At 44.5% G+C, this 19,869-nt stretch carries 17 protein-coding genes and 1 CRISPR repeat array; of the genes, 6 read left to right on the plus strand and 11 right to left on the minus strand.

What is annotated here, in order from left to right:
* Positions 1-103: 103 nt before the first annotated feature.
* The gene (locus AM228_RS03210) at positions 104-316 is read right to left on the minus strand and encodes a lipopolysaccharide assembly protein LapA domain-containing protein (RefSeq protein ID WP_054464644.1); all 213 of its coding nucleotides are present in this window, start codon (positions 314-316) and stop codon (positions 104-106) included.
* A gap of 102 nt (positions 317-418) precedes the next feature.
* Positions 419-1,846 (minus strand): phosphoglucomutase/phosphomannomutase family protein, encoded by a 1,428-nt coding sequence (locus AM228_RS03215; protein ID WP_054464645.1) that lies wholly within the window; start codon positions 1,844-1,846, stop codon positions 419-421.
* Between the two features lie 573 nt (positions 1,847-2,419).
* Here AM228_RS03215 and AM228_RS03220 point away from each other — a divergent pair.
* A complete protein-coding gene (locus tag AM228_RS03220; RefSeq protein WP_054464646.1) occupies positions 2,420-3,976 on the plus strand; it encodes a cobyrinate a,c-diamide synthase in 1,557 nt (518 codons plus the stop codon).
* 15 nt (positions 3,977-3,991) lie between these two features.
* Here the strand turns inward: AM228_RS03220 and AM228_RS31710 are convergent, their stop codons facing one another.
* A complete protein-coding gene (locus AM228_RS31710; RefSeq protein ID WP_156331494.1) occupies positions 3,992-4,132 on the minus strand; it encodes a hypothetical protein in 141 nt (46 codons plus the stop codon).
* A 217-nt stretch (positions 4,133-4,349) separates the two neighbouring features.
* Between AM228_RS31710 and thrC the strand changes: the two genes are divergently transcribed.
* Together thrC and AM228_RS03230 are read left to right on the plus strand one after the other, a co-directional pair.
* Complete coding sequence (gene thrC, locus AM228_RS03225) at positions 4,350-5,681, plus strand: threonine synthase (RefSeq protein ID WP_054464647.1); 1,332 nt, start codon at positions 4,350-4,352, stop codon at positions 5,679-5,681.
* Between the two features lie 89 nt (positions 5,682-5,770).
* A complete protein-coding gene (locus AM228_RS03230; RefSeq protein WP_054464714.1) occupies positions 5,771-6,046 on the plus strand; it encodes a MoaD/ThiS family protein in 276 nt (91 codons plus the stop codon).
* A gap of 511 nt (positions 6,047-6,557) precedes the next feature.
* A CRISPR array of direct repeats spans positions 6,558-7,516; the repeat unit is 36 nt; unit sequence GTGCTCAACGCCTTACGGCATCAGAGGTAAGAGCAA.
* A gap of 272 nt (positions 7,517-7,788) precedes the next feature.
* Here the strand turns inward: AM228_RS03230 and cas2 are convergent.
* From cas2 to cas6, 7 genes are all read right to left on the minus strand, one after another.
* Positions 7,789-8,082, minus strand: a complete 294-nt coding sequence (gene cas2 / locus AM228_RS03235; RefSeq protein ID WP_054464715.1) for a CRISPR-associated endonuclease Cas2 — start codon at positions 8,080-8,082, stop codon at positions 7,789-7,791.
* Between the two features lie 9 nt (positions 8,083-8,091).
* Entirely contained in the window at positions 8,092-9,771 is a 1,680-nt protein-coding gene (locus tag AM228_RS03240; RefSeq protein ID WP_054464648.1) for a type I-MYXAN CRISPR-associated endonuclease Cas4/Cas1, read from the minus strand.
* A gap of 376 nt (positions 9,772-10,147) precedes the next feature.
* Complete coding sequence (gene cas5 / locus AM228_RS03245) at positions 10,148-10,783, minus strand: type I-MYXAN CRISPR-associated protein Cas5/Cmx5/DevS (protein ID WP_054464649.1); 636 nt, start codon at positions 10,781-10,783, stop codon at positions 10,148-10,150.
* A 269-nt stretch (positions 10,784-11,052) separates the two neighbouring features.
* Entirely contained in the window at positions 11,053-11,952 is a 900-nt protein-coding gene (gene cas7i / locus AM228_RS03250) for a type I-B CRISPR-associated protein Cas7/Cst2/DevR (protein WP_054464650.1), read from the minus strand.
* Between the two features lie 73 nt (positions 11,953-12,025).
* Positions 12,026-13,564 (minus strand): type I-MYXAN CRISPR-associated Cas8a1/Cmx1, encoded by a 1,539-nt coding sequence (gene cas8a1, locus AM228_RS03255; protein WP_054464651.1) that lies wholly within the window; start codon positions 13,562-13,564, stop codon positions 12,026-12,028.
* A complete protein-coding gene (locus tag AM228_RS03260) occupies positions 13,561-16,008 on the minus strand; it encodes a CRISPR-associated helicase/endonuclease Cas3 (RefSeq protein WP_054464652.1) in 2,448 nt (815 codons plus the stop codon). Before AM228_RS03260 ends, cas8a1 begins: the two co-directional genes overlap by 4 nt.
* Before the next feature lie 305 nt (positions 16,009-16,313).
* The gene (gene cas6 / locus AM228_RS03265; protein ID WP_156331495.1) at positions 16,314-16,967 is read right to left on the minus strand and encodes a type I-MYXAN CRISPR-associated protein Cas6/Cmx6; all 654 of its coding nucleotides are present in this window, start codon (positions 16,965-16,967) and stop codon (positions 16,314-16,316) included.
* Between the two features lie 196 nt (positions 16,968-17,163).
* Between cas6 and AM228_RS03270 the strand changes: the two genes are divergently transcribed.
* On the plus strand, positions 17,164-17,595 hold the full coding sequence (locus AM228_RS03270) for a hypothetical protein (RefSeq protein WP_156331496.1): 432 nt from the start codon (positions 17,164-17,166) through the stop codon (positions 17,593-17,595).
* 165 nt (positions 17,596-17,760) lie between these two features.
* Here the strand turns inward: AM228_RS03270 and AM228_RS34845 are convergent, their stop codons facing one another.
* A complete protein-coding gene (locus AM228_RS34845; protein ID WP_231636578.1) occupies positions 17,761-17,910 on the minus strand; it encodes a hypothetical protein in 150 nt (49 codons plus the stop codon).
* On the opposite strand from AM228_RS34845, the gene AM228_RS31715 reads away from it, so the two are divergent.
* Both AM228_RS31715 and AM228_RS03280 read left to right on the plus strand, forming a co-directional pair.
* Positions 17,903-18,118 carry a hypothetical protein gene (locus tag AM228_RS31715; RefSeq protein ID WP_156331497.1) on the plus strand — a complete coding sequence of 72 codons (216 nt, stop codon included), beginning with the start codon at positions 17,903-17,905 and terminating at the stop codon, positions 18,116-18,118. The genes AM228_RS34845 and AM228_RS31715 overlap by 8 nt on opposite strands.
* A 175-nt stretch (positions 18,119-18,293) precedes the next feature.
* Positions 18,294-19,679, plus strand: coding sequence for a sensor histidine kinase (locus AM228_RS03280; protein WP_054464655.1), 1,386 nt, complete (start codon positions 18,294-18,296; stop codon positions 19,677-19,679).
* The last annotated feature ends 190 nt before the right edge of the window (positions 19,680-19,869 follow it).

Consider the following 19,869-nt stretch of genomic DNA (forward strand, 5'->3'; position numbering starts at 1 on the left):
ACCCTGACCAGGGGATAATCGATTATCCCCTAAGCGCTGACTCTTGACAACGAATCTTTTGCTTTCACCCTGATTTTATTTAGATGAGGATGAGATTTGTCGGTTATTTATTATTCCAGATTAAAGGCGCGATCGCCCCAGCAATGGTGCCAATTGCCACAGAAAACGCCAGCACCACACCCACCGGCATTTGAATTGACTGTAAACCTAAAAAAGATAACTGGACTGGGGTCGCATTTTGTACTGACAAAATCGCGATCGCTCCCACCCAAACCGCTAAAATTACGCAAATTAATATGGCAGGAATTGGTTTCATTATTGCTCAAAAGGTTATTACATCAGATCGCCAACCCAGTTTCGTCGAAGTTACCGGGTTTCTCTAAGAAACCCGGTTTCTCACACCCGCGATCGCCCTCGGTTAAGCCAGCTTATCGATGCCCGATTGCATTTCGGCTTCGATAGAAGCTAATTTTTCCGCTGAATTAGTTTCAATATAAACCCGAATCAGGGGTTCTGTCCCAGAAGGACGCAGCAAAATCCAGCCACCATCAGCCATATACAGCTTAATCCCGTCTTTCCGTCCCACTTCTTTAACATGAATTCCGGCTATTTCTGACGGAGGATTGTTCAGATAAGCATCTAAAACCGCTGCTTTGTGGGCTTCGGTTAAATGCATATCAAGGCGGTTATTGTACAAGGGGCCATCGGCTTCTTTAATCGCTTCTTCAACCAATTGGCTAAGGGGTTTCCCTTCATAAGCGATCGCCTCTGCCACCAGCATATCGGCCAAAATCCCATCCTTTTCGGGAATATGTCCCAGAACACTTAAGCCCCCGGACTCTTCACCGCCAATCAGCACATCGGTTTCCCGCATTTTTTCGCCCACATACTTAAAGCCCACAGCGGTTTCATACAGTTCTAAACCGTACTTAGCCGCCAGGTTATCTAATAAGTGGGTCGTGGCTACAGTTCGGACAATTGCCCCACGTTTGCCCTTGTTTTTAACCAAGTGACGGGCTAACAACAATAAAATCGTGTTGGGAGTGAGGACATTGCCTTTTTCGTCCACAATGCCAAAGCGATCGCTATCCCCGTCAGTGGCTAGACCTAAATCCGCCCCACCGCTGGTGACAGACTCCACCAACTCTTGCAGTTGTTCTGGCTTGGGTTCGGGCATCCCGCCACCAAACAACACATCCCGCCAAGTGTGGAAACTTTCGGTTTCACAACCGCAGTAAGCTAAAACTTCATCTAAATAACCCCGTGAAGTTGAGTACAGGGCATCATACTTAACCTTAAGTTTCGCACTCCGCAGTCGATCCAGATCAATTTGGCTATAGAGAAACTTCAGATATTCGGGTTTGGGGTCAAAAGTGGAAATTTGCTCAGTTTTCTTGGTGGCTGGGGGTGCATCAGAAGCACCGGGAATATTGGCCACAATGGTATCAGTAATTTCTGGAGTCGCAGGGCCTGCGTAATCTGGGATATATTTAATGCCGCAATAGGGGGCCGGGTTGTGAGAAGCGGTAAACATCAAAGCCCCAGCGGACTTCAAATGTAAAGCATTGTAAGCAATTACCGGCGTCGGACAATCCCGGTCTACGATTTTTACCGTCCAGCCCAAATCGGCCAAAATCTCAGCGGCAGTGTTGGCAAACTCATCAGCTAAGAAGCGGGGATCGTAGGCGACTAAAACAGGTCTGTCTTTGCTGTAAGCAGTTTCTAGATAACTGGCGATCGCCCGTGTCACCTTGCGTACATTGGCAAAAGTAAAATCTTTGGCGATCAGTCCTCGCCATCCATCCGTACCAAACTTAATTTCCTGTGATTCCGCTGCTGTACTCATATCAATCAGATTACTATTGTTGAAGCCTTCACCCCAATAGTACAAGCTAAGGCTACTCTTTGATCCTTGTGGCGATCGCTTGACTGCTCTTTCGGTCCCACCCCTCAAAGCCCCCCAAAAAGGCGATCGGGCTTAATCAACGGTTAATCGCTCATTTACTTGGCCGAAAACGCGGCTCGATTCCTGAAAATTCCGCATAAATATTCCAGGGTATTGCTTTTAACAATTACCCTTTATTTTTAATAATAAATTAAGTAATATTTTTAATATTTAATCATAATTAAAAATATGTCAAACAAAAAATTTTTTTCAAAAAAAAATTATTTTTTTGATTTATTTGTGTTTAAATACACATTTTTTTAGATTGGTTAACCACAGACAAAATATGTAAAATAGACAAGAATGCTTTCATACCGATATCGATCCCCCCAACCCCGCTTTCCAAAGGGGGCTTTCGGGGCTTTCGGGGCTTTCGGGGCTTTCGGGGCTTTCGGGGCTTGGGAACGCAAGAAGTCTAATATATTTTAAGATCAGCTTAAAATCAACGATGCCTACAAGGATTCACCAAAAAATATGAGTTTAGTCATTGCCGGAGAACGCAGCGGCGTGGGCAAAACCACCATCACCCTAGCACTATTAGCGTATTTAAAGCGCCATTTAAAGCACCATTTAAAGCACCAATTACCGCACCAATTACCGCACCCAGAAATTACGGTGCAATCGTTTAAAGTCGGGCCTGATTATATTGACCCGATGTTTCATCACTATGTGACAGGTCGCCCTTGCCGCAATTTAGATCCGGTGCTGACTTCTGAGGACTATGTTCGGCAATGCTTTGCTCACCATATCCAGGGAGTAGAATTTGCCCTGGTCGAAGGGGTGATGGGATTGTTTGATGGGGTGCCGGGAAATGTAGTATTTCCAAATCAGGATTCAATTGGAGAAAAGAGGTTCGAGAAAAGAGGAAAGAGGAAAATTCTCTCTTCTCTTTCCTCTCTTCTCTTTTCTCCCGAAGTTTCTCCCGAAGACAGACCCCAGGATTTTGCTAGTACCGCGCATATCGCCCGCTTATTGGATTTGCCGGTGTTATTCGTGATTGATTGTAGTCGCTTGTCCGGTTCTGTGGCAGCGATCGCCCACGGTTATCGTTCCTGGGATCCCAGAATTAAGTTTGCCGGGTTAGTTCTCAACCGGGTGGGTAGCGATCGCCATTTAGAACTCCTCAAAGAAGCGATCGCGCTGCTAAACTTGCCAATTCTGGGGGTTTTTCGGCGTCAAGACCACATTACCATCCCGGATAGACATCTCGGTTTAGTTCCCACTGCGGAACTGCCCGAACTAGATCAAATCATCGATAAATTAGCCGAAATTGCCGCCCAGAGTTTTGACTGGGAAAACTTACTGCCATTACTTAAAACTACTCCAGATTATCCCAATCAGCCTCAGAAAAATCAGATAAATTTAATTCACAAAAAACTGGAAAAGTTGCCAGTAAAAATTGGCATTGCCCGTGATGCTACTTTCAGTTTTTACTATCAAGATAACTTAGATATTTTGGCATCATTAGGGGCAGAATTAATCCCATTTAGTCCCCTAGAAAATAGTCAATTACCTCCGGGATTACAAGGACTTTATTTTGGTGGTGGCTTTCCCGAAATGTTCGCCCAACAACTCAGCGAAAATGTCACATTTCGTGAGGCAATCTTTCAAGCTATCCAATCAGGAATGCCCACCATCGCGGAATGTGGCGGTTTAATGTATTTATCGAAATCCATCACTGATTTTCAAGGAAAATCTTGGCCAATGGTGGGCATCTTACCCAGTAGCACTATGATGGATCGCCACTTAACTCTAGGATATCGACGAGCGATCGCCCAAAAAAATACCCCTCTTTTAGCAGCGGGTGAGGTAATTTTTGGCCATGAATTTCATCGTTCCCGGCTGGTTGATGAACCTGTTGCCCCCTTATTTAAAACTTGGCGGTTGAGTCAACAAGATACCGAATCCAGCCATGAAGGTTGCGCCGTAAATCAAAACCTTCATGCTTCATATATTCACTTACATTGGGGACATCGCCCAGAAATTGCCCAAAGATTTCTCAAATCTTGTCAAATCAAATCCGGTTCTTAAAAACCAATTATAAAGCTAGATGTCATTCCCGCGAATGCGGGAATCCACAAGCGTTTTTGGGTTTACCCAACGCACATAGCGTCCCGTAGGAAATCGTAGGGGCGATTCGCGAATCGCCCCTGCATTGAGAACCGGATTTGGTATCAAATCAACCATCCCGACTAATCCCGACTTTTTTTGTCGGGTATTATTGACGACCTTTTTCCCATGTGTTACGGTGGTTTCTCAGATAAGGGGAAAAAATACCAGCAGTAGGGGCGACAGCATTCGCGCAGACAAGTGTTGCTGAGAACCTGTCACCTCTGACGCGAATGCTTCGCCCCCAACCGATAATATGCCGATATTTACCAGATATTGAAGCGAGGATAGTCCAATGATTCAGGCCACCGTAACACACAACCATAGACCAGAAACCTTGAGCAGCGGCGCCGCTTTGGGTGCCACCTTTGACGCCCTCAAGTGTAAAGAATGTGGCGCTGAATATGAACCAAAGGCAATTCATGTCTGTGAATTCTGCTTTGGCCCATTGGAAGTCAGCTATAACTATGAAGTCCTCCGCCAGCAAGTCAGTCGGGCAACCATTGAAGCGGGGCCTAACTCCATTTGGCGTTATCGTCCTTTGTTACCTGTGGCGACCGATAATGTGATTGATGTGGGAACTGGCATGACCCCACTGCTGAAAGCCAATCGTTTAGCCCGTCGTCTGGGGATTAAAAATCTTTATATTAAAAATGACGCGGTGAATATGCCCACCCTCAGCTTCAAAGATCGGGTGGTGTCCGTCGCCTTAAGCCGCGCCAGAGAACTGGGTTTTACTACGGTTTCTTGCGCCAGTACCGGCAACTTGGCAAACTCTACCGCCGCGATCGCAGCCCGGGCTGGATTAGACTGTTGCGTATTTATTCCCTCGGACTTAGAATCCGGTAAAGTTTTGGGCACCCTCATCTACAGCCCAACTCTGATGGCCGTTCATGGCAATTATGACCAAGTAAACCGCCTCTGTTCTGAAGTGGCTAACAGCTACGGCTGGGGTTTCGTCAATATTAATTTGCGTCCTTATTACTCTGAAGGTTCAAAAACCCTGGGTTATGAAGTCGCCGAACAACTGGGCTGGCAACTTCCCGACCATATTGTTGCACCGTTGGCCTCTGGTTCTCTCTTCACCAAAATTTACAAAGGTTTCCAAGAATTTATTAAACTCGGTTTGGTGGATGACAAAGCGGTACGCTTCAGCGGCGCCCAAGCGGATGGCTGTTCGCCGATCGCCCAAGCTTTCCGGGAAAACCGCGATTTTATTACCCCAGTCAAACCCAACACCGTGGCCAAATCCATCGCGATCGGCAACCCGGCAGATGGGGTCTATGCTTTGGACATTGCCCATCAAACCAACGGCAACATTGAATCCGTCAGCGATCCAGAAATCATTGAAGGGATTAAACTCCTGGCGGAAACCGAGGGCATTTTCACCGAAACCGCCGGAGGCACCACCGTTGCCGTTCTCAAGAAATTGGTCGAAGCGGGTAAAATCGATCCGGACGAAACCACCGTTGTCTATATCACCGGCAATGGCTTGAAAACTCAGGAAGCAATCCAAGGTTACATCGGCGAACCCCTGACCATTGAGCCAAAACTGGAAAGTTTTGAGCGGGCCTTAGAACGTTCTCGGACCCTCGATCGCTTAGAATGGCAGCAAGTTCTGGTTTAATGTATGGTTAAGTGTTGGCTTTTGAGCATCAACGCCAATGGCCAACACGCAAAAGTCAACCATCCAACAACAGTCAACCACTACTAACAATGTCTGTTAAAGTTTTAATCCCAACACCTCTACAAAAATTTACCCAAAACCAAGCGGCGATCGAATGCTCGGGCAGCAATATTGCTGAGTTGATCGACGCTTTGGAAGCCGCTTGTCCGGGTATTAAAGAGCGTTTATGTGACGAAAAAGGTCAACCCCGTCGCTTTTTAAATTTCTATGTGAATAGTGAAGATATTCGGTTTTTGGAAGGCACTAAGACGGCCATCAATGACGGGGATGAAGTGAGCATCGTCCCAGCAGTAGCCGGTGGCTGATCTGATTAGCCGGTGATTTCACCATGAAAGTTAAATGGAAAAAAAGGACTTGGCTGTTGCCTTGTCCTTTTTTTTCGCTACTTTTTGTGCTCAACGCCTTACGGCATCATACCAAATCCGGTTGTTAAAACCCGTTTATCAGGTCAGATGTCATTCCCGCGAAGGCGGGAATCCACAAGCGTTTTAGGTAACGATCGTAGTCAGTATATGAGAACCGGATTTGGTATCAGAGGTAAGAGCAACGAATTTACAGCGGTTTTCAGATTGCTGAACCACGGTAGGACCCGCGCATTCCGTAGGGGCGTCCTTGCGGAGCATAATCCGTCAGGCTTTATGGCCAGAAAGCCCGTACATTTAATATTTTAAGCATTGTAGGGGCGAATGGCCATTCGCCCTGGTACGGGCGAATGGCCATTCGCCCCTACGGAATGCTTCGCCCCTACAGATGCTTTGTGGTTTACTCGCGGCAGATTTGCGCTATAAGTCAAACTCTAGGTTTCGGTTTGGTGGTGTGCTCAACGCCTTACGGCATCAGAGGTAAGAGCAAACAGAGGTAAAGGTATGGGTGTTGAATACAAGACAAGGTGCTCAACGCCTTACGGCATCAGAGGTAAGAGCAAAGCAGTAGAAAAATCATCTTTTGAAACATACAATAGTGCTCAACGCCTTACGGCATCAGAGGTAAGAGCAACTTTGCCCTGCTGTCTCGATTCGACGATCATCAATGTGCTCAACGCCTTACGGCATCAGAGGTAAGAGCAATTGATTGATTGTTTGTGCTTTTTGGATAGAAGAAGGTGCTCAACGCCTTACGGCATCAGAGGTAAGAGCAATTTATTGAAACTGTTACTCAATTTAGCAGTCGCCCAGTGCTCAACGCCTTACGGCATCAGAGGTAAGAGCAAAAGAAATGGGGGAGATGGCGAGTCTGCCATCCAGTGCTCAACGCCTTACGGCATCAGAGGTAAGAGCAATTGGGAAGCGCGAAATATGTGGTGACAATACCTGTGCTCAACGCCTTACGGCATCAGAGGTAAGAGCAATAGGGCAGCTTTATTCAAGCTTTCCCTCTGCTTTTCGTGCTCAACGCCTTACGGCATCAGAGGTAAGAGCAAGGTGTGCGGAAAGGATGGCTCACCCCCCAGTACAGTGCTCAACGCCTTACGGCATCAGAGGTAAGAGCAAGAAAACGATTTCCGAACCATCGTCGCGGTTTGCAGGTGCTCAACGCCTTACGGCATCAGAGGTAAGAGCAAAGTAGTGCAATGCGCAGAAAAAAACGAAGACGGTAGTGCTCAACGCCTTACGGCATCAGAGGTAAGAGCAATCGCTAAAGTTTTAACAATTTCTTTGTTACTAAGGTGCTCAACGCCTTACGGCATCAGAGGTAAGAGCAAACTCAAAACGGATTGGCGGCAATTTTGTTCCCTTTTTGTGCTCAACGCCTTACGGCATCAGAGGTAAGAGCAAGGCATCAACCAAAACCCTTAAACCAACTGCTTTGCCTTCCAATTTTACAAGCACCTGCCAAAAAAAGCAATCCTACTGGCCAAATCATCACAAAACTCAACGATTCTGGCAAACGAGCCAACCGGAAATCCCCACAAATCATAGCTTTTCCCCTCTATCACAAAATTGCAAGCATCAAAGGGCAGGAAAAAAATCCTCAAATCCCTGCCCCTTGAGCATTTCCGACTTTAAATCACCAGGTCATCCCTTCACAAGCAGCAATGCTTGCATCATCATAAAATCCGAAAACATTCTGGTTGGTCTGGCCAAGCCCCCTCTCGATTATAGGCCGGAATCCCTTGCACGCATTGGTTTGGCAGCCGAACCAGCAGCAAATCATCCTCTGCGGTCAAAATCTTCTCCAACTCCCAGCGCAACTTTTCCCGTTCTCGCTGAGACAGCCAACAACGGAAAATAGAATATTGCATCCGTTCCCCATATCCCTCCATCAGCTTATATGCTTTGCGCCAACGTTTGGGACAGCGAATATCGTAACAAATTAGATACCAATGTTTACTTTCAGCCATCATCCCACCTCAACGCAACACTAAATGACCAAACAAACCACCCTCACCAGACCATTCTTTTTCCAGTAAGCGGACTTCCAACTCCAATAACCGCTGATAAGTTAAGGAATAACCCGTCACTGGATGTTTCCAACTTTCCTGCTTGCGACGTTCGTACAGTTCCACCAACTTACGGCGCCCTGAGTCACTCAACCAAACTTGGCAACCGCGCACTTCAAAATCTGCCTGAATATCCCATTGACCCCGGTTCACCGAACCCAGCACCACTAAATCCACTAAGGGGATTCGGAAAATTTCCATCAAATCCAAAGCCAAGGGTGCTGCCTGAGAACGCGGTTGATGATAAAATCCCAACGCTGACTCTAACCCCACGGTTAAAATCGCACTCATCACATCTTTAAGCAGTAAGGCATAGCCAAAACTCAATAAACAGTTAAACCGATCTTTGGGAGGGCGACGGTTGCGTCCGGCAAAGTGCATCTCTGGGGGTACTTGGGCGGAAATCAAATTGGGCAGTGCGCCAAAATACAAGGCCGCCAAGTTTCCCTCTAACCCCAATAAGGAGGCCAAAGATTCTGCCCGAGGCACTTGTTTAAGGACTTTTTGCATCTGAGAAATTGCCTCAGTCAGATTTTCCGGTACGGGTTTGAGTCCCCGTTTGCCCCGCATCAATAATTGGCGCTGTCCTTTACCCCGACAATTGACCAGTTTTTTAGCCAAATCTAAGCAAGTTTCTGAAGATGTGAGGGCGGCATATTGGCGGATCCGTCGTTGTACCGACCCCTGACGACTGTCAAAACTGCCCATATACCGACCGCCACCGGATATCCAATGAACTGTGATATCTTCTCCGGCACAAAAATGCAACGCTTGGGTGGAAATTTGGGAAAAACTATGGAGCACTACCTGAGATACTTGTTGCGCGGGAATTTTTTCTACCGGCTGACCTTGACGAGAAATTTTGATTTGTTCTCCAGTCCGTCCCACGGCGGTTCCCGGTTCCAGGATATGCAGCACTTGGCGGCGATCGTCTTCAGGGAATAAACGCACTGGTTCCCACTCTGGGTTATGGGCTAGTCGCGCTTCTTCGGGCAAACAAACCGGCGCCAAAGAACAGCGAGTACAGAGGCGTTCGTTGCTGCACACGGGAGGACGCTGTGTGGACGATCGCAGCTTTTTGGCTTGTTGAATTGCGTCTTGGACTGCCTGCCGTCCCATTTCATCCAGGGGGACATGAATCAGCACATTCTCCGCGTGGTATCGGATTCGCCCTTCTGACACGGCAATTCCCAGGGCAGACTCTAGCAAACAACAATAGGCCAAAATTTGCAGGCGATCGGACTCCCAAGCTTGGGGTTGTTTATTTTCATCTCGCTGAGGGCGTCCTCGTTTATGTTCATAAGGAATAGTTTGACCGTCGCGAGTTCGCAAGGCATCCATTCGTCCGCGTAATCCTAATTCTTCACTTTCGAGAAATAAATCTTCCCATTCTTCTTCTTCTTTTTCCAATTCCTCATGCAACCGACGACCGGCAAAAACTGCCGCATCTTGGGTATAGAGTTCTTCCACTTCTTCCAGATAAAAAAGACGCGGACAATAGGCCAAAGCGTGTAAAGCGGCAACCCGAATGGTGTGGGATTTGGTTAAATCAGATTGGCTTAATTCGAGATTATTAGGTAATTGCAACATAAAGATACCGAATAGGTTAGAGGTTAACAACGCCTAACGGCATCAGCGGTAAATTCTAGAGTTATTCAATGAGGAGAAACATGGTGCGTTACGGCGAAAAAGAAGGGAGCATCTCATATTTGTCAATTGGATAGTAAGGCTGTAGGGGCGAAGCATTCGGGCAGTTAATTATCGGAAAAGAACAATTAAGATAACTGCCCGAATGCTTCGCCCTTACAAATATGGGTGTACCCAAAAAGAAACCGGGTTTATATAACAATTTTGGTGGGATGACAGATATTTTCTAAAAAAACCCGGTTTCTGGCAGGCGATCGCTCAATATTTCTGGGGCAAACGCGCACCCTAATAAAAGATTAATTTAAGGTAAAACTTAAATTTAATCAAAATTGATCGCTGTCCAAGCCATATCAGGGGGTTGGTAAATATTAGCCGGTTCTAAAATGTCATAGCGCCGCCAACGAGTTCCTTTTGAACCCACATGATCCACCCAATAAGGCAAAGTCAATAAACCATCTTCATTTTGCACTAACCAGCGCAAAGGTTCGGCAACTTCTCCTGACTTTACCGGAGTAATGACATTGACTAAATCCCGGCTTTCTCCTAAACATAATCCCCCAAACCGATTCACCGTTGCGGGATTAATAAATGCTTGGTCTAAGCGGTTCGCTAAACTGGGTTTATTTGGCTCATTTCCCGTCGCCACCCACACCATAAACCGAATATCTGTTAATAACTCTTGATAGTCGGGACGGGCGTTAGTCGGGTCATGGATATCCTGCTTTTTAACCCGGCGAAAAGTTCTAATTACTCTAGAGATTTGTGGTTCGGAAATGAGGGCGATCGCTAACTCACAACCACAATGTTGATAGCGGTCTATTTCTCCCACCATAGATAATAGCATTCCATACACCGTTGCTGGGGGTGGCACGGGATAAGTTTCCGCATATTCTCTCGCCCGTGACTGCCGAAAACAGGCGATCGGAACTTCAACTTTTAAAGTAATTGATTGCATAACTCTTATTGTAGGTAAATTTTCTAATCCAGCATTTTTCAGAACCTTTGCCCCTACAAGCCTGGATTTTAGGGGCTTTTGGCTTGGTAGAGTTGTTTCAATCAAGATTAATACAATTATCTAGGGGCGCAAGCATTGCGCCCCTACAATATCTTTGAATTTGCTGTAGGGGCGCAATGCTTGCGCCCCTGATGTTTTGTATCAAACACAATTGAAATAACTATAAAATTAATTAAGAAGTGGTGGGCAATGCCCACCCTACAGGAGATTTATAATTGTAAATCTCTGGTAATTCTGGCTTGCAAATCAGTCACCGCTGCTTTCACCCCAGGAAATAATTTAACCCCTAATTCATCTAACTTAGATCCGGTAGCAGTATGAGCGATCGCGCCTCCCACCCATAACTCTTTTGCCTCGATATCTCCTGCTGCAATGCGCCGCAATAAATCCGGGGCAGAAATCGCCCCCTCATCATCTTCTTCAAAGCAATAAAGAAAACGCGGGGAAAAGTCATTTGTCCAACGCAACACAATACTATCGGGAGAAAAATCATATAAAAATCGGGCATGATTTCCCCCCACTTCTCCAATAGAACTCAACCCATCTAAAGTCGGAATAATTCGCTCTTTAACTTTCAATCGTTCCGGGGTCATCGCAAATCCATATTGATAGCGGGTGGCATGAACTTCTGTCCCATAAAGTGACGTTGACCCCTTCGCCCCACCCGTAGAATTAAAAGTAATATCTCCCGTATAAGGAATCATAGAAACAGCGCGAGTCACTTCCAAAACTCCTCGTTTTACGGTTGCGGTTCCTTTCGGGGCTTTTTTGCCTTTCTTTGGCGGATCCGATTCATCAACTTTTGCCCCTTCAGCCCGCATAAAACCTAACACATCATCATCAATATAGAGTAACTCATCAAAATGTTGACTTTGCCAATCATAATCATTTTTCGCATCATGCCATTGGCGATTCACCTCAAAATCATATTCTGAATTTTGCCAAAAATATCGCAAAGCCCAGCGAATTGCTTCTGCGGATACGGTGGTATGGACTTCTCCTTTCCACAGTAACTTTTGCAGAGTAGTAATATTACCTTCACTCTCACCGCGATTGTTCGCTGCTGTACCGTACACGGTCAAAATATTCCCAAACAAATGAAATGACATATCCGTTTCCTTTTTTACAATGGTTAACAACTTGACCCTTGGTAGGGCTATACACACCCTACCTTAAATTAATTTACAAATCTAAAATATCTGGCGGATCATATTCTGGGATATCTTCCTGTTTTTCATCCTCTACATTTTTTTCTACCTTCTTATAACTCGCTAATGCCAATAAAGCTAAATCTCTGGTTTCCTTCCAATTTGTTTGTCCGGTCATCAGGTCAATAAAATCCTCCCAATGTGCTTGTAAAGTGGGAATTCGTCCTGCCCGCGACCAAAAATCAGCCATAAATTCCCGAAAACTTTCCGCATTACGACAGCGGGATAATCCGGTTCTAATTTTCACTGTTTCTCGGTCAAAATTAGGTTCCTCTTTTTTATCTTTCGCTTTTTGGTTAATTTGACCATAAATTGATCTAATCGCTTCGTGACAAGCTTGCACGAATAATCGTTTTGTTTCTGGTTTTAACTTTTGCACCATTTTATAAAGTCCCTCTCGTTCATAGGTTAATTTTTGGAATGACTCATTACTATTTACATAGTCGGATAAGCCTAAATACCAAGGCTGAGATTTTACCAAATTTTCGGTAATAATCTCTCTGGCAAAACTACGGGCAATAAAACTGATATCATTTTTCCCCTTGACAATGCGATCGCGAAAATAACTCTGACAGGCTTGATAAACTTGGCAAATTTCGTCATCTGCTTTCACCAAATATAAATCAGTACGAGTTTTTTGCTGGGCAGACCAAGAAACCGTCCCCAATGTCACCACCTGACAACTGGAAACCCCATAAGTTTCGGTAATATTTATCGTGGTTTCAGCGGTTAAAAACCTTAAACCCGCATCCCCCAATCCACAAGCATAAAAATCTTGATATCCTTGCAATCTCAATTTAGACTGTTGACGATATTTGGCATAGGTTTCTAAATCCCGAACTTCAGGGATTACCAAAGCATATTGGGCGCGTTTATCCCGTAATTGCGATCGCAGAATATAATAACAACAACCCACGCAAGCAAACAGCAACACCAAAGCAAACTCTGGGGGTTCTTCAAAGCTAGTCTGCCCAGAAAATGCCGTATGTCGTACCACCGCCCCAGGATTTAACCACCCTGGCACCTTTAGCGGTTCTTTTGATAAGTTTCCCTCTCGATCGCACAAATTTTTAGCAAATTCTTGATACACATAACCACTCAATGATTTATATTGTACCACCAGAGGGGGATGTTCTTCATCAAGTTGAAATGATTTTTGTTCATTGCCTAATTTTGTGTGAGTTTTATTGTGCTGTAAGAACGTGCCTAAAATTCCTTGGTGCAAAATCATCTGATTTTGAATATCCATTGTTTTGCTGTCCAAACCTCGCAGGCAAATCACCCCATCTTTTAACTGAAATGACTCTTGCAATAACCAATTCATTACCTCTAAATCATTGCCGTTCCAAGATAAAATCACTCGACGGCGATCGCATTGCCAATCCAAGCCACCGGGACGATTTTCTACCTGAGTTTCTCTGCCCAATTGCCGTAAACTCATCCACAAACCCGCTAAACCTGCCCGGTGCAATAAAGTAAAATTAGGATTGCCTAAATCTAATTCTATTTTCATGGTTCTTCTGCCCCCGTTGATTCACTGTAATTAATGACATCTTTTGGACAAACTGGATAAAATCCAATTCGTCGCCAAGTTCTAAATTCGGACATAATTCGGATGGGAACTGACCAACGTTGTGCTTCTTTCATAAATGATTTATCCTTACGCTTATTTGCGGCATATTTAATTTTGGCTATATCCTGTTCAAGTAATACGGTGATGGTATAACCAGCATCGCGCAAAAAATCTGAATGATTACACCAATGACCGTGTAACCATTTAGACTCTACGGGGGTTGGTTGGGTAGAGTCAAGGGTAGCAGCAACTTGGGCTAAATCAGCTTGAGAAATTGCTAAACCAGCCAAATTTTCCAGTAATTTTTTCCCTGTGGCAAGTTCTATTTTTTTATAAGGTTTTACATTTTCCCAATCATAAATAATGGCTGGGCAAATACCGCCGGACATTAGACGCACATTGTCAATTTCATCAATGACAACATAGCGGTTGAGTCGTCCCAAGCGTTGAATTAAGGCAGCAGCAGGGGCGATCGCAGATATTAGTAAATCCGCACTTAAATCTAAAGACATCTCGCAAACTTGCGTGGTAATAGCCAAAACTGGAGAATCTCCTTTAAATACCTCCACTACCGCTTTATGTTTTGCCAAACGGTCTTGATAGCGATAGCGACTGTGATAAATCAGCGGTTGAATTGGCAAATTCGGCAAATGTTTCTCAATTTCTATTTTTGCCTGACGATATAAATCGATACAAGTTTGTACCGAGTTCGTCACCCAGAGAATTTTGGCTGCTTTTTGCGGGTTAGCCAAAGTTTCGATAACTCTTGGCCAAATTTGCGGCATTTCCTGAATTTTCTGGAGTTGATACCGAGGAATCGTTTCTAAATTTTGCGGTCCCTCGATGATTTGGATTTCCTCCTGTAATTCATCCATCACTTGCTGAATAGCCGCTAATTGTCCCTCGGTAAAACTGGCACTCATTAATAAAATTGGTGCGCCGGTAAATGTCTGCAAAAATAGCAGCAATGCCCCAAATAGGCGATCGTCATAAGCGTGAACCTCATCAAACACAAAAGCTGATTGACAAATTGCTGGCCAAGAGTACAAAGGCTTGCGATTGTTTTGGATTAAACCCAATACAGAATCAACGGTACAAACGATTAACTTGGCTTGCCATGCAGCGAATGCTGCCAAGCGAGAATTAATTCCCTCCGCATCATGTTCATTTGGTTCGTTATCAGACTCGCGAGAAAATAATATTTCTTCTAAATCAATTTCTGCACGAGAATGCATTAACTGGGCTTCGATTTCCGTTTCAGCGGCATAATCTAAATAACCCTGAGATGCGGTGCCCGTGGTGGGATAGCCAAAAAATAATTTTCGCCCTATTGCCCATTTTTTAGCCCAAGCATAAGCTGCCACAGTTTTACCCGTTCCACAGCCAGCTTTGACTAAAGTTACGCGGTTTTTGGTTGTGGCAATTTGTTGTTGAAAAGGACGCAGCATTTGTCCTTTTAGCCGTTGTTCTAATAACTGAGAAATCTCTTTTTCAGATAATACTAAGTCTAAAGCTTGTGCGATCCAGTCTTTAATCTCATATCCCTTGGCAGGTAATGCAGAACCGGCTAAGTCAGCCGCCATCACCGTGGCTTTTACTGCGGCAATAAATTTTTGTCTTTGCCAGTCTTTTTGCTCTTTTATAGATTCTTCAATATCAATAAATTCTCGCTTAAGTCTGGTTAGTTGTTCCTGAATTTGAGATTTTGTCCAAGTTTCCTCTGGCAATTTTGGTAACTCAGCAGGCAACCCTAACTGTTTACCCATTTTTAAAATAGTGCTAAAATCAGAATGGTGAGTATAAATTTCTAATTTTTCTCCTGTTCCCGGAATCAGTTCGGTAATACAGCCGTTTGGTTGCTTATATTTATTCAGACCAATTTTTAAATGATGTCCCATTGCTGCCCAAACCGCTGCAATTAAATCCGTATTGGGCGCTTTTTCTAACCATTGTCTAATGCTGGGAACGCCAAGGGCTAAAATTCCACTAATAATTTCATGGCGAATCATTTGGCGATCGATATGTTCTTTACTTGATTTCTCTATTTTCTTTCTATATTGACGATTTTTTTCATCCAGTAATTTCGGATCGAGAGATTTCAAATAAACCATTTCCTGAAAATGTTGATTGGCTTTGCCCCAGTCATGGAGATAAGCCCCCAACCGGACTGTATTGTGAAAATACTCTCGGTCTATCTCTGGTAAACCTAATTGATTCAGGATGGTTGCGCCTAACTTTTCTAATAATACATCAGCGGAATTCATCACCGCTTGAATATGTCCGGTATAAGTGGCGGCGCCTTTAGCCATTGGATGTAAATCTTCCTCTTTTTTTGATAGAGGCAGAGATTTGGCTAATAGTCTTTTAAAGTCTTTAGATTTCATTAGAGAATAGGGAACAGGGAATGGGGAACGGGGAAGAGGAAAGAGGAAAGAGGAAAGAGGAAAGAGGAAAGAGGAAATAGGAAATAGGAAAGAGGAAAGAGGAAAGAGGAAAGAGGAAATAGGAAAGAGGAAATAGGAAATAGGAAAGAGGAAATAGGAAATAGGAAAGAGGAAAGAGGAAAGAGGAAATAGGAAAGAGGAAAGAGGAAATAGGGAAAGAGGGAAAGAGGAAATAGGGAAAGAGGGAAAGAGGAAATAGGGAAAGAGGGAATATTTCCCATGTAGGGGTCAAAGGCTGTTGACCCCTACATATCAGAAGAGACAAAAATTCCTGCACCCATTTTTCGGCGACCCCCTAAACCGAATTGTTGCAATTTTAAAGAGTCTTCATTGCTTAAATTACTGATTTTGGTGGTAAAACCCACTATCTGATGCCGTTTAATTTTTATGGTTTTTCGACTAAATTTGCCGTCACGTTGTAAAGGGATAGAAACTTGACCGCTAATTTCCAAAGCATCAAGCTGACGTTGTGCAGCGGCTAAAAAAACATCGGGTTCACTATATCCTTTGAGCACCACGATTCGCGCTTTCAGGGTGGAGACGGGTCGCAAGAGGGAAACTGCCGGAATGCCAATGTCTACGGGATGAATGCCAATCCGAATTTTTTTACCTGCGATCGCATATACGAGGGGAATTTGACTCAGGGGGACTCGAATCCGCAAATGAGATTGCTGGGTCAGCAAAATTTTGCCTGCGCGATCGGGAATTCCTGGAATAGTCAGAATTTGAAGCTGTTCTTGTTCGTGAAAAGCCCCGCATTGGTGAACCAAGGCAGCATAGAGTCCATATCCATGATCCGCAGGAAGCGATCGCCCTCTCACCGGGAAACTCAGTTCCACGAAAGGCTCAATTTCGCATATTGCACTATAAAACATCGTATTTTTTGAAAAAAATGCCATATCTATATGTCTCCTAATGTTCATCTCAGCGCCGGACGGCATCAAAGTGGATTAACTCAGAGAAAGAATCAACATCCCAGAGGAGTGTTTAACGCCTGACGGCATCAGAGGTGATTAGGAGCAACCGAGGGCATGGTAAGCCTCAAGGCCGCAAAAACTTAAACTCGCTCCGAGTCTTGGTTATTGCACTTTAAAATTGCTCAACGCTTTGTTACTCAACGCTTTGTTGCTCAACACTTTGGTTTTAAAGCTTGCGGAATTAGAGATTAAAGCATCAGAGGTGATATATGTTCGGGATTATAACACACATTCCGGCAGTTGGCGAAAAAATTTACCGGAGTTGGACTTACCCACGGACTCTAAGGGTAAGGTGGGTAAAAGCCCACCCGCCCTACCTACTAAAAAAAAGGACTTGGCTGTTGCCTTGTCCTTTTTTTTATCAGATTTTTCCCCGCATATATGTATTGACAAGGTTTCTAATTGCCAATACATAGTCAGTAATCTGAGGATGTATTCCCCTATTTTAGCCTCAGAAACCAGAGAAACCGGGTTTCTTCAAGAAACTGGTTTCTTGGGTCTTCCCGTGGGGTGGCGAGAAACCGGGGCAAGAAACCGGGTTTCTCTGTAGGGGCGAATGGCCATTCGCCCCTACTTGGTTGGTGGCAAAGGTAGTCTAAAGAAACCCGGTTTCTGGGTGAGGTGGCAAAGGTTGACGAGAGAAACCCGGTTTCTGGGGTCTCTGGTTTCTTGGGTCTTCCCGTGGGGTGTAGGGGCGAAGCATTCGGGCGACAATTTATGGAATAAACAGAAAACTTTTAATCCGAATGCTTCGCCCTGATTGGTGGCAAAGGCTGACGAGAGAAACCCGGTTTCTGGAGTCTTGCCGTGGGGTGCGAGAAACCGGGGCAAGAAACCGGGTTTCTCTGTAGGGGCGAATGGCCATTCGCCCCTACTTGGTTGGTGGCAAAGGTAGTCTAAAGAAACCCGGTTTCTGGGTGGGGTGGCAAAGGTTGAGGAAAGAAACCCGGTTTCTGGGGTCTTGCCGTGGGGTGGCGCTCTGTCGATCGCGTGTTAAGCTAGATCAGATTTGTGCAAAACCATCCCGATCGCAGTCTCCCAATTCGGCAATTGAAATGCCATCGCCAAATTAGACCAGATTTTTCCCTGTGATTGGTCGTTTGATTGGTCGTTTTTTCCCACAGGGCTTAGGCATGACCTCGCCAAATGTCTGTTCTGAAGCCCTTAAACCTGAATTCCTCAAAAAAACCCTGAATTATTTTTAAGTAGCCTGTCTATGTCAATTTGTCCCCGCATCTGAGTTTTGTTGTGGCTAAAAAATCTGAGTCTGAATTATCACCACCGATTTTAAACGAGTTAGGCGATCGCGACTTAGGGATTGCTTCCATCCTCGGGGATTTGCCTTTATATTCGTTTCAGGTAGAAATCAATACCCTCTGTTATCAAATTACGGAGATATTTGAGAAACATCCCCTCCTGCCCGGAGCGATTTTAGTCGAAAATGGGGATTTTTTTGGCATGATTTCTCGCCAAAGATTATTAGAATATTTAATCCGACCGCGAGCGATCGATCTCTTTTTAAATGCCCCGGTGCAGTTAATCTACAGTTATGCCCGCACTGACTTATTAATTTTGAGCGATACAACCTCTATTTTATCCGCAGCGCGTTTAGCCTTGCGGCGATCGCCTCAACTATTATCAGAACCCATTGTCGTCAAAATGCAATCCGGTGCCTACAAGTTATTAAATATTAGTGAGTTAAATATTGCCTATTGGCAAATTCGCGGCATTGAAACGCAGTTACGGTTTGAAAACTTACAAACCCTTATGATTCAAACGGAGAAAATGGCCAGTTTAGGTCGTTTAGTAGATGGCGTTGCCCATGAAATATTAGATCCCGTAGGTTTTATTTGGGGAAATTTAACTTATGTCACCGACTATACTCAAAGTTTAATTGAGTTGATGGGGGCTTATGAGCAATTCCTGCCCAATGTACCAGAAGAAATTGCCGCCCTCCAGGAAGAAATTGAATTCAATTTTTTAAAGCAGGATTTACCCAGAGCCTTAGATAGTATCAAAAATGGCGCAGAACGTTTAAAAAATATAGCTAGTAGCTTACAAAATTTTTGCCATATGGATGAAGTTTATCCCAAACCGGCTGATTTGCACGCGGCCATTGATAGTGTGCTGTTACTACTGAAAAGTCGGTTAAGTGGAGAAGTAAAAATCGTCAAAAATTATGGTTACATACCTCCAGTTTCTTGCTATATCGGACAACTGAATCAAGTTTTTATCAATATTCTGGGTTATGCCATTGATGGACTGATTAATCAAGAGGTGAATCAGAAATTCGATCAAGAATTTAGCGAAACCGACTATTTAAACCCGGTGCAAACCTTATCCAAGTCTCAGATTTATATTACCACTACTATTATCTCTAGATCGGGGGAAATGCCGGATCGACTTGACGATCGCTGGGTGTCGATTAAAATTAAAGATAATGGAGCGGGGATGTCTTCCGAGAAGTTGGCGCAACTCTATGCTTCGTTTTCTGGCAATCATCGCCGCGTGGAAAAAGAAACCAGTTTATCCGTCTCTTATTGGATTATCACCGCCAAACATGGCGGGGAATTTCTGATGCGATCGCAGCCAGGAGAAGGCACGGAATTTGAAATTTTATTACGGGTTTATTAATTTCCTGTGGTTAATCCGTTCAAATTCGCCAATGTTTAGCCAATTTAATGACAATTGCAGGGAAGCTACAGATGCGATCGAAGGTCTCCAGGCATTTCTCGTTTTTCCATTCCGAGAAATACGCGGCCCCCATACATCCACAGCCCCCCTGCAATCTATAACAATGCCAATTGAATGGCAGTAAATTAGA

The organism is Planktothricoides sp. SR001 (assembly GCF_001276715.1).
GTDB lineage: Bacteria > Cyanobacteriota > Cyanobacteriia > Cyanobacteriales > Laspinemataceae > Planktothricoides > Planktothricoides raciborskii.